This window comes from Rhizobium sp. UFLA01-1127 (assembly GCF_059803845.1).
In genome coordinates, this window is the sequence record NZ_JAUQTZ010000201.1 from 1 (window position 1) to 8,426 (window position 8,426).

The following is an 8,426-nucleotide window of genomic DNA, read 5'->3' on the forward strand; positions in this document are numbered from 1 at the left end:
TGCCATCGATCAGGCTGATCGCCGCCTCGACCGAGCAGCCCGGATTGCAGTCGAAGCGGGAATGACGAGCCTTGGCCATGGTGGTATCCTTTTGATCCTTAGATGCGTCTTTGCTTGTAGTTCGCGTATTGTAGTTATTGCAGGTTTCTGATCGCGTGCAACATGCCAGATGCGTATTCCTTGACCTGCGGCGACAGCGGAAAGCCGATCAATATCGCAGGCAATCTATTGAATTTACGCCGTAATGACGAGCAGTCGCCGCTTCCTGCAATCGGCTGCAGGGTATCCAAATGGATACTATTGGCAAGCGTTGTGCGTATCCACAGACAACGCCGGTACGCTACATTGAGATGACTTGTTCGACGATCCTACCAGCTGGTGGGATCGCTCAAGCCACCAGGAAGCAACCTCAAGGAATTCCCGAATGTCGGAAAACAGCTTCATCTCCCGTTCGATCACTCGCGAAGCCGCCGCAAGGCTCGTCGCGGAAACCATCGCCGCATCGGAGCGCGTCGGCTTTGAACCAGTCGTCGCCATCGTGGACGCCGCAGGAAACCTCAAGGCTTTCGAGCGCAGCGACCGCAGCTCATACCTCGCCGTTAACATCGCCATCGACAAGGCCTACACGGCAGCCTCCTTCGGCCTCTCGACGGCACAGTGGGTTGACCTCCTTGAAGATCGAGGCGCATCGAACCTTCGCCACGTCCCGCGTGTGATGGCGGCGGCCGGCGGCTTCCCGATCACGGAGGACGGCATGATCATCGGTGGCCTCGGCATCTCCGGCGGAAGCTGGGCGCAGGACCAGGAAGCTGGCGAAGAAGCACTTCGCAATTTCGCCAAGTGAAAGCAGTTCAAGGAGCACAGAAAATGAAAGCAGTCGGATACAAAACCCCCTCGGCCATCGACGCGGCAGATTCCCTCGTAGATATCGAGATCGCCAAGCCAGTCCCTGAAGGGCATGACATTCTGGTCGAGGTGAAGGCGGTTTCGGTGAACCCCGTCGATTACAAGGTCCGTCGCAGCACGCCACCGGCGCAGGGCATGGACTGGAAGGTTGTCGGATGGGACGCGGCCGGCGTCGTCGCCACCATCGGCCCCGAGGTCACCAGGTTCGCTCCGGGTGACGAGGTCTGGTACGCGGGTTCGATCCTTCGGTCAGGCACCAACGCGGAGTTCCATCTCGTCGACGAACGCATCGTCGGTCGCAAGCCGTCCAAGCTGGACTGGTCCGACGCTGCCGCTCTGCCGCTGACCACGCTGACAGCCTGGGAAGCTCTTTTTGACCGGATGAATGTGAAGAAGCCGGCATCGGGTGCTGCGAACGCCATTCTGATCATTGGCGGTGCTGGCGGCGTCGGTTCGATCGCCATCCAGATTGCCCGGCAGTTCACAGAACTTACCGTCATCGCCACCGCGTCGCGTCCGGAAACGCGCGAGTTCGTGACGAAGATGGGCGCCCATCACGTCGTCGATCATTCGAAGCCTCTGGCGCGGCAGATCGCGGATCTGGGCATCGGCGCGCCTGCCTTTGTGTTCTCGACTACCCAGACGGAGATGCACGTGGCGGAGATCGCAGAGTTGATAGCCCCGCAGGGTCGCTTCGGGCTGATCGACGATCCGAAGAGCTTTGACGTCATGCTGTTCAAGCGCAAGGCGGTGTCGATCCATCACGAGCTGATGTTTACCCGCTCAATCTATCAGACGCCCGACATGATCGAACAGGGACGAATTCTCGACGAGATCGCTGCCGCGGCCGATGACGGCCGCATCCGCTCCACGGCGACGGTGCGCCTCGGCACGATCAATGCCGACAACCTCAAGAAGGCGCATGCTCAGCTCGAGAGCGGCTCGACCATCGGCAAGGTCGTCCTAGAAGGGTTCTGACGGTTCATTTGTGTCGAGATTTCATTCGACTTTGCATTTCATAGCAACCCTGCTTAGAAGTTGATATCACAAATTCGGCAATGGGATCTCAGCCACTAAATGGATCAGCCACAAATGCAAATCTGCGTCAAAACGCTGCGAAACTGAATAGCCGCCCCAAATCGGCCATTCCAAGCAAGCAAGGCCGGTGTCCAATATTGAAGAAATTCATAAGTTTTGGAGCGAAACTCTCATGAAATTCGATCAACAGCAATGAATGTCGATGACAGGGAGGCCATTTTTACGAAGATCGATTCTTTCGACACATTAATGTACAGCGTTCTCCAAACATAGAGGATACGAAAAACCGATCCTTTGTGAGCGTCCCTGGCGGGACAGCCGATGCGCTCGCTGGGGACTGCGAGAGTAGTCCTGCTCGTGGAGATAGGCAACGCTTCTAATTATTAAGGGTTCTCAGGTATTTCCTCCCATAGCTTGTGAAGACGAAGGCCGGGACTTGGAAACCCCACACGGTTAGGAAGCTTGGTGCCGCAGCGACCGGGTAACGGTCGTGCATGTTCAGCCTTGAGCCAAAGGCTTTGTGCCAGACTCATCCTCAGGTTTCCTAGAAGTGCCGATTTCTGTTGCGCATTCGCGATCCTCTGATGCGACTAGCCCGGATCTCGAGCGGGACACAAGCGGAGGGACGGAGTTCGGAGAGGTGACAATATTGCGGGAAGACTATCGAAGCCAGCGAAGTGGCCATTTCAGACCCACCTCGTTTTCCCCGGAACAGTGGCTCGATTCCCTGACGCCAGTCGCTGCTTGGCGACTGGTGGTCTTTAGCTCAATCTGTATTGCAGGCTTGGATTGGCTTTTCCAAGCCAGCAGCATCCACAATGGCGGCCCGCTCTATATGCTGCCAATTTGCATCGCGTGCTGGCGTTTCGGTTTCAAAACTGGGATGAGCGTCGCGGTCGCGGAAATTACATTGTCGGCTGCAATCTTGCTCGGAGTTTCCAGTCATCCGGACGCGAGTGCGATGATCGGGCTGGTAGTGCAACTTATCAAATTCGGATGTGCGGCTGGTATCGTGTCGCGCTTCCGGCAAAGCTTCGACCGGGAACGCCTCCTTGCGCGGCGGGATTGGATGACAGGTATTTTGAATCGGCAGGAGTTCCAACGCCAGGCTGAGGCAATGCTTGCGCCGGCAAGGACGCGCAATCAGCCTTTGCTACTTGCCTATTTCGATCTTGATGGTTTCAAGGACGTTAATGATCGGTTCGGACACCAAGCGGGTGACCGGCTCCTGCAACGTCTTGCAGAAGAGGGGAAGTCGCTCATTAGCCTGGAGGATTGTTTCGGGCGGATGGGCGGCGACGAGTTTGCCGTGATGATAAAGCTGTCCAAGACAGAATACGCCCCAGAAGTAGCGGAGCGGTTGCATGCGGGGCTCACGGCAGCATTGGAGGACACCGGCCACAGTGTCACATGCAGCATGGGCGCGGTAATTGCCCTTCCCGGTGACCGCACTTCGCTGCACGAGCTGTTGCGTCAGGCTGATCAGCTCATGTATTCGGTGAAACGTGACACTAAAGCTGGCTTCAGCTTGGCAGGCCATGTTCCTCCGTTTGATGACGAGCCCTTGCTGTCTCTAAGACAGCAGAAATGCTCGCATATTCATCTTTAAAGTGGTCGAGCAGTATTGGCCTTTGCCCCACGCGCTGCGGTGCCGCTGGCACAGGCAGTGATGTGGAGACCGACGGCGTCGTCCGCTCGAAGGTCGCTTTCGTCGGTAAGTGTGAATGCAAAATTGCTTATGGATTTCTCCTTTTTGTGATTGCTGGCCAATACAGGAAGGACTGCGGAGGCTGTATGCGAGGCCCATTGCAAGCATTCCTCCCCGGCTGAGAATCTCGTTGCTGGCATCACTGCTTCAGCTCTTTGCGTTTGTTGGAGATCCGATTGGAGGTAGGACGTGCGACTTGTCATTTCGTACACTCTTTGGTGTATATGAGATGTCCCTGAGCGCGCTATTAGGCGTCTTGAAGTTCCCGAAAAGCATCGCGTTCTGCCAACAACGCCGCACTTCCGGCAGGCTTTGCATTCATGAAACGTTGCCGCCGATGACGGGGATAGATGCATTCTGGCAGGGCAGTGCGATTGGTGAGGTCAAGCGCCCCTTGAGCAGGTCGCTTGACGGTGGGCCTAATCGATTGAACATTATGCCGCCCAGTAATAGTTTCCCTCCAGATCGTCCAATAGGGACGGACCACCTGGGATCCAGCCAAGAGCGGAGCGGGTGAAGGTGCTTGAGCATGGGTTGTCGCAAGCGGCAAACGGGGCCAGCCAACCGAAATGCTTTCCAGCGCTGATGTCTCGCTCCGAGGAAATCGGGACGTGGAGATGGCCCGCAATTTTCTCGGCGATCGCGCGAAACTCCACGCCTTCCTCTGCAACGGCGTGATAGCGCGTTCCGGCGACGCCTTCTTCCAACGCCAATCGATAGAGCTTTGCGGCGTCGCGGACATGCACCGCTGGCCAACGATTCCGACCGTCTTCGATGTAGACAGATTTCTTGTTTTTACGGCTGAGCTTGATGATCGCGGGAACAAGGCCGCCGTCACCCATACCGTGGACCGAAGGGGGAAGTCTTATGATGGACGCACGAACGCCCAAGGAAGCCAACTCCTCTACCTTTTCCTCGTGTTTCGCGCGAATGTATCCTGGCGATCGCGGCGTGGGGAGATCTTCTTCCTGAGCGCTGTCATTTGGTTTGTTTCCGGGGCTTGCGAGGCCCATGGTCGCGAAGGTCGTCACAAACGGCTTTCCCGAGGCCTTGAGGGCATTTCCCATTGCGGATAGCGCGTCCAGTTCGGTAGCGGCGGTTGCCGCCATGAACCGCCTAACGATGCCTCTGGGTGCTCCGCCGAGCATGATCCTCACCAAGCGTGAAAAAGTCGCTTTTGCCGGCGTATGCATGAAGGCGAGATGGATGACTCCGTCAGCCTCCGACGCCGCCTTTGCAAGTGTACGCTGGTCATCAAGTATGCCCCTCAACGGGGCCAGCCCCTTGTTCGCCAGTTTTTTTGCTGATTCAGCCGTGCGAGCGAGTCCGATTACGGAATGGCCGTTAGCGACGAGTTCATCAACGACGGCACTTCCTATAAATCCCGTCGCGCCTGTAACAAATACTTTCACGACCGCATCTCCTTTCCTGACGCTGTTTTGCACCAAGTGTGCAGCTTCAAAAGAAAGATATGTATTTTCTCGAGTTGATCTATAATCAAAGCGCCACGATATTTTATTAAGCGTCCAAATGGATCCATTGAGTCAAGTCCTAAGCCTGTTGAAACCATCAGGCGTTTTCTGGCACCTTGTAGAGGCGCGGGGAGATTGGAAGATCGGGTTTAACCCGGAAAATGTCGTCGTTTTCGGACAGATGTTGAGCGGTACTGCGACTGTCAGGAGGGCCGACGGAATAGAATTTGTAGTGGATGCGGGAGACTTCCTGCTCATGGTCGATCCCCGTCTTGGTCGATGGCGATTGGCACAGGTCGTGAGGTGATCGAGTTCAAGACCCTTCTTTCTAGGTCTGGTCCGCTTGCTGTCGATGAAAGCAAATTCGCAGGTGCGAAATTCATTGCGGGCAATTTCTCTTTCGCTGTCGCGAGCTCCGAGCTATTTCGGTTTATCGTGAGGTCAGTGGCTCTCATCAAATCGGGAGAGATGGAAAATCAACGCTTGATAGCACTGTTGTCCGCGCTTGGAGATGAGGTGATGGATGAACGTCCCGCCAGAAACTTCATCGTGGAGCGACTGCTGGAGGTGATACTGGCCGAAGCCTTGCGTTACAGAGGTTTAGCAATGGAGATAGCGTCCCCGGGCCTGATCGCCGGCTTGCAAGACCCCAAAGTGGGATCGGCCTTGAAGCTCGTTCATAAAGACGCGAAAAAGTCATGGACGGTCTCACAGCTTGCTAGAGACGTCGGGCTCTCGCGATCCGCCTTCGCGATGCGCTTCACCGATATCGTCGGCGTGCCACCCATAGACTACATCAGCCGTTGGCGCATGCTGCTCGCGAAGAATGCGCTCGCTGATTCAAGCCTTTCAATGGCGGAGATTGCGGAAATGGTTGGCTTCCAATCGGTCAGCGCCTTCAGCACGTCCTTCAAACGGGAGACCGGATTACCGCCGTCAGCCTATCGGAAGGCTTCGGTCAGGTGAAATGGACTTTCGTGCGCCGGATGACGCCGTGGTCGCCATGTCCAAGTCGCTCGATGACGTCATCGTGAGCGATGCTTGTGTAAGCGGTTCATTTGCGTCGCGACTTCACCCAGCTTTGCATTGCGCCGTGGTCCCGTTTCCATATCGATATAACAAGTTCGTCAATGGGTACTTGGTCACCGAACGGATGAGCGTCAAATGGAAATACTGGCCGGAATGTTGTAAAATTCGACAGACTTCGGGAATCTACCGTTCAGGCATTCCATCGTATTGCACGATAACTAAACATGTTTCACGGCTGAATCCCCGAGCCGACGGTCATAGGTCGCCGGGAAGAAGCGGGATGTTTTGCAGTGGATTGGATTAAAGTGTATCTAATCGGGTAACCAGATCTGAAAACGCGGCTGCTAGAGAAGGTTTTCCTTTCGAGACGCCTCACATGATCCTGGAATTGCAGAATGCCATTCTTGAAATGATCGCCAAAGGCGAACCGCTGGCGGATACGCTCTCGACGCTTTGTTTGATGGTCGAAAGAGCCGTTCCTGGTGTTGCGGCCACCGTCTTGAAGTCCAACGGCAACGGCTTGTCGACATTGGCGGCACCATCGCTGCCAGTGTCATATTCCGGGGCTGTCGACACCCTGGAGATCGGGCCTTTCGCTGGTTCTTGCGGTACGGCCGCCTTCCTTGGAATACCGGTGGTGGTCACCGACATAGAAGCAGATCCCAGATGGACCGACTATAAGGCACTTGCTCTTCCGCTCGGTCTGAGGGCGTGCTGGTCTAGTCCGATCAAGAGCGCCGATCGTGTGGTCGGTACTTTCGCCTTCTACTATCGGGAGAACCGTGGACCGAGTATACTTGAGCAGAGGATCGTGGATGCGTGTGTCCATCTCTGCTCGATCGCAATCGAGCGTGACGAACGGGTTTCGGAGCGTCAGCGGTTAACCTACATGGATGCACTTACTGGCTTGCCGAACCGAGCTGCCTTCGATCTGGCTCTCCAGAACCAGGCGAATTCCACAAGCGAGAGCTGGGGTATCGTGGTTGGGGACCTCGACAACCTCAAACTGGTAAACGATACGTTCGGTCATGCTGCGGGTGATGCCCTGATCCACGTCGTGGCGAAGAGGATCGCTGCAGGAGCGGGCAATGAGCATGCATACCGGCTCGGTGGCGACGAATTTGCAATCATCGTCCTCTGCGAAGACGAGTTTGATCTACAGCGCAAAGCGGCTCAGATCTTGAAAGTGGTCGAACCGTCATCAGAATGTGGCGGACATATTGTTTTTCCATCAATGACACTGGGCGGCGCTCTTGCAACGGGAAATATCGATCTTGAGCAGGTACGTCAAAACGCGGATATCGCTCTCTATCACGCCAAAGAGCATGCCCGGGGGCAGTTTGTTGCGTTCCATCCTGGCCTCGGGACAACGTTGATGCGCCGCTTTCGAGCGGTGAGAGATGTCAGCTTGGCTCTGTCGGAGAACCGCATTGAGGCTTACTATCAGCCCATCGTCCGGCTTGACACGCGCGAGGCTATCGGCCTGGAAGCATTGTGCCGGATGAAAACCCACTCCGGCGACGTCGTTGCAGCAGCGCATTTTCATGAGGCGACCAAAGACGCCCACGTTGCAGCCATGCTGACGGAAAGGATGCTGACCAAGGTGGCGAAGGATATGCGGACATGGCTCGACAAAGGGCTTCCTCTGCAGCATGTCGGCGTCAATCTTTCGGCCGCCGACTTCCGCAAGGGAGGACTGCGCGAGAAAATTTGCCAGCTCTTCCAAGCGGCGGACGTTCCGCTCAAACACCTGATCCTTGAGGTAACGGAATCCGTTTATCTCGGACAACGTGACCACGTGGTCGCAAATGAGATCAAGGCTCTGCGGTTTGAAGGCTTGAAGGTGGCGCTGGACGACTTTGGCACCGGCTATGCTTCCCTGACCCATTTGCTGACCGTTCCTGTCGACATCATCAAGATCGACAAGTCGTTTATTGACCGGACCAGGCTCGATGATGCGGGGATGGCCATCGTCGAGGGCTTGATTTCAATCGCTGGAAAACTTGGCATTCGCGTCGTAGCGGAAGGGATCGAGGAAGAAGAACAGGCGCGACGTCTTGAAGAGTTCGGTTGCAAGCTTGGCCAAGGATATCTCTTTGCACGGGCGATGGATGGATCGAAGGCTGGAGAGTTCCTCCTAGCCCACGGTCAGCGTGGCGTTCACAGTAGTTCGTCCCGTGAGCCGCTCCGGTATTCCGTGAGCGTCCGGTGAACGGATTTTGCTGAACGAGCCAGTTAGGCGATGTTCTGGCATTAGAACCAGCATTAGTGCT

7 protein-coding genes and 1 pseudogene are annotated in these 8,426 nt (G+C 55.9%); 6 read left to right on the forward strand and 2 right to left on the reverse strand.

Features of this window, described 5'->3' with window-relative positions; genetic code table 11:
• Positions 1-79, reverse strand: a pseudogene (locus tag Q4Q11_RS29640) (winged helix-turn-helix transcriptional regulator); the annotation flags it as partial.
• Positions 80-424: 345 nt separating this feature from the next.
• Here Q4Q11_RS29640 and Q4Q11_RS29645 point away from each other — a divergent pair.
• The 3 genes from Q4Q11_RS29645 (at position 425) to Q4Q11_RS29655 (ending at position 3,553) form a co-directional block, all read left to right on the forward strand.
• Entirely contained in the window at positions 425-844 is a 420-nt protein-coding gene (locus tag Q4Q11_RS29645) for a heme-binding protein (protein WP_112513312.1), read from the forward strand.
• Positions 845-867: 23 nt separating this feature from the next.
• On the forward strand, positions 868-1,884 hold the full coding sequence (locus tag Q4Q11_RS29650; RefSeq protein ID WP_112513313.1) for a zinc-binding alcohol dehydrogenase family protein: 1,017 nt from the start codon (positions 868-870) through the stop codon (positions 1,882-1,884).
• Positions 1,885-2,593: 709 nt separating this feature from the next.
• Positions 2,594-3,553, forward strand: coding sequence for a GGDEF domain-containing protein (locus Q4Q11_RS29655; protein WP_498571706.1), 960 nt, complete (start codon positions 2,594-2,596; stop codon positions 3,551-3,553).
• A 533-nt stretch (positions 3,554-4,086) separates the two neighbouring features.
• On the opposite strand, the gene Q4Q11_RS29660 is transcribed toward Q4Q11_RS29655, so the two are convergent.
• Positions 4,087-5,064: an SDR family oxidoreductase gene (locus tag Q4Q11_RS29660; protein ID WP_498571707.1), complete on the reverse strand. Its 978-nt coding sequence runs from the start codon at positions 5,062-5,064 to the stop codon at positions 4,087-4,089.
• A gap of 118 nt (positions 5,065-5,182) precedes the next feature.
• Between Q4Q11_RS29660 and Q4Q11_RS29665 the strand changes: the two genes are divergently transcribed.
• From Q4Q11_RS29665 to Q4Q11_RS29675, 3 genes are all read left to right on the forward strand, one after another.
• Positions 5,183-5,431: a cupin domain-containing protein gene (locus Q4Q11_RS29665; protein WP_498571708.1), complete on the forward strand. Its 249-nt coding sequence runs from the start codon at positions 5,183-5,185 to the stop codon at positions 5,429-5,431.
• Positions 5,428-6,090 (forward strand): AraC family transcriptional regulator, encoded by a 663-nt coding sequence (locus Q4Q11_RS29670; protein WP_498571709.1) that lies wholly within the window; start codon positions 5,428-5,430, stop codon positions 6,088-6,090. The genes Q4Q11_RS29665 and Q4Q11_RS29670 overlap by 4 nt, the downstream gene beginning before the upstream one ends.
• Positions 6,091-6,529: 439 nt before the next feature.
• Entirely contained in the window at positions 6,530-8,365 is a 1,836-nt protein-coding gene (locus tag Q4Q11_RS29675) for a putative bifunctional diguanylate cyclase/phosphodiesterase (RefSeq protein ID WP_498571710.1), read from the forward strand.
• Positions 8,366-8,426 lie beyond the last annotated feature (61 nt).